The organism is Pseudoalteromonas sp. 78C3, from assembly GCF_002836695.1.
GTDB lineage: Bacteria > Pseudomonadota > Gammaproteobacteria > Enterobacterales > Alteromonadaceae > Pseudoalteromonas > Pseudoalteromonas arctica.
On sequence record NZ_PJAV01000036.1, the window covers coordinates 1 to 1,423 of the forward strand.

A 1,423-nucleotide genomic window follows, 5' to 3' on the forward strand; every position below is an offset into this window, starting at 1 on the left:
ATGATCAGATCTTCAAATCTTGTTTGAGGGCACATTATGATTAACGAACATACTCATTGGGCAAAACAACAATTCGGTAAATCGGACTTAGGTGATCCAAGAAGAACAGCGCGTCTGGTAAAGTTAGCATCAACGCTTGCAAATGAACCAGGAAAACCACTTGTGAACATCACTCAATCCCCCGCCGATATGGAAGGTGCCTACCGCTTTATTCGCAACGAGAATATTGACGCAACGGCTATAGCAGAGTCAGGCTTTAAAGCCACGGTTGAACAAGCAAAAAGTCATAACTTATTACTCGCATTAGAAGACACGACCACACTAATTTATAAACATTCCTCCATTCGAGATGATTTGGGTCATGTCGGACGAGGAGCAAAACAACGAGGCTTGTTAGCTCATAGCGTATTACTGTTTGCGCCAGACACAAAGCAAGTTGTGGGATTAATTGAACAGTCTCGCTGGAGTCGTGATATCAACACGATTGGAAAAAGAGAAAAACACGCGACGACTTCTTACGAAGAAAAAGAAAGTTACAAGTGGGAGTCAGCGTCACGAGCGATGGCAGAGCGGCTGCAAGGACAAATGGCGAACGTGATATCGGTGTGTGACCGCGAAGCGGACATCTACGAATACTTGCAGTATAAACTGAGCGAGCAGCAACGATTCGTCGTACGCTCGATGCAAAGTCGTCATATTGAAGAAGGTGAGGATAAGCTCTATGCGTTTGCAAGCGAGCTGATGAGTGCAGGCACCAAACACATCCACATTGCACAAAAAGGAGGAAGAAAAGCCCGAAGCGCAACACTGGATATCACCTATGCGCCAGTGACACTCAAAGCGCCTTACAATAAGAAAGGACACTCCCTCCCAGTTTACTATGTCGGCTGTGCAGAGCGAGGAAACGCTGAGAACGGCTTAAGCTGGCACCTATTAACCAGTGAACCAGTCACCAGCAAAGAAGACGCTTTAGCTATCATCACCTACTATGAGCACCGTTGGCTTGTAGAGGAATACCATAAAGTCTGGAAAAGTGATGGTACGGATATCGAAAGTTTACGCCTTCAAAGCCAAGATAACATGGAAAGATTGGTGACGATTAATGGCTTTATTGCGACGCGAATATTGCAACTAAAGTTCACCAATGAGCAGCCTGATTCTCCAAGTTGTGAACAACTGTTATCTCCCAAAGCATGGAAGTTATTGTGGTTAAAGAGAATAAAAACACCATTGCCTGAAACTGCTCCAAATATGTCATGGGCGTATCAGGAACTGGCAAAGTTAGGAGGCTGGAAAGATACCAAGCGCACAGGGCGTGCATCTGTGAAAGTGTTATGGCAAGGATGGCTTAAGTTACAAGCCATCCTGGAAGGCTACGATTTAGCAAAATCTCTTGAGTCAGACTTGTGATCAAGAGACAGCT

General features: G+C 45.1%; 1 protein-coding gene. It reads left to right on the top strand.

All coding sequences use genetic code 11. The features are described 5' to 3' along the window. Positions 1–36 precede the first annotated feature (36 nt). Positions 37–1,410 (top strand): IS4 family transposase, encoded by a 1,374-nt coding sequence (locus tag CXF76_RS00680; protein ID WP_096058041.1) that lies wholly within the window; start codon positions 37–39, stop codon positions 1,408–1,410. Positions 1,411–1,423 lie beyond the last annotated feature (13 nt).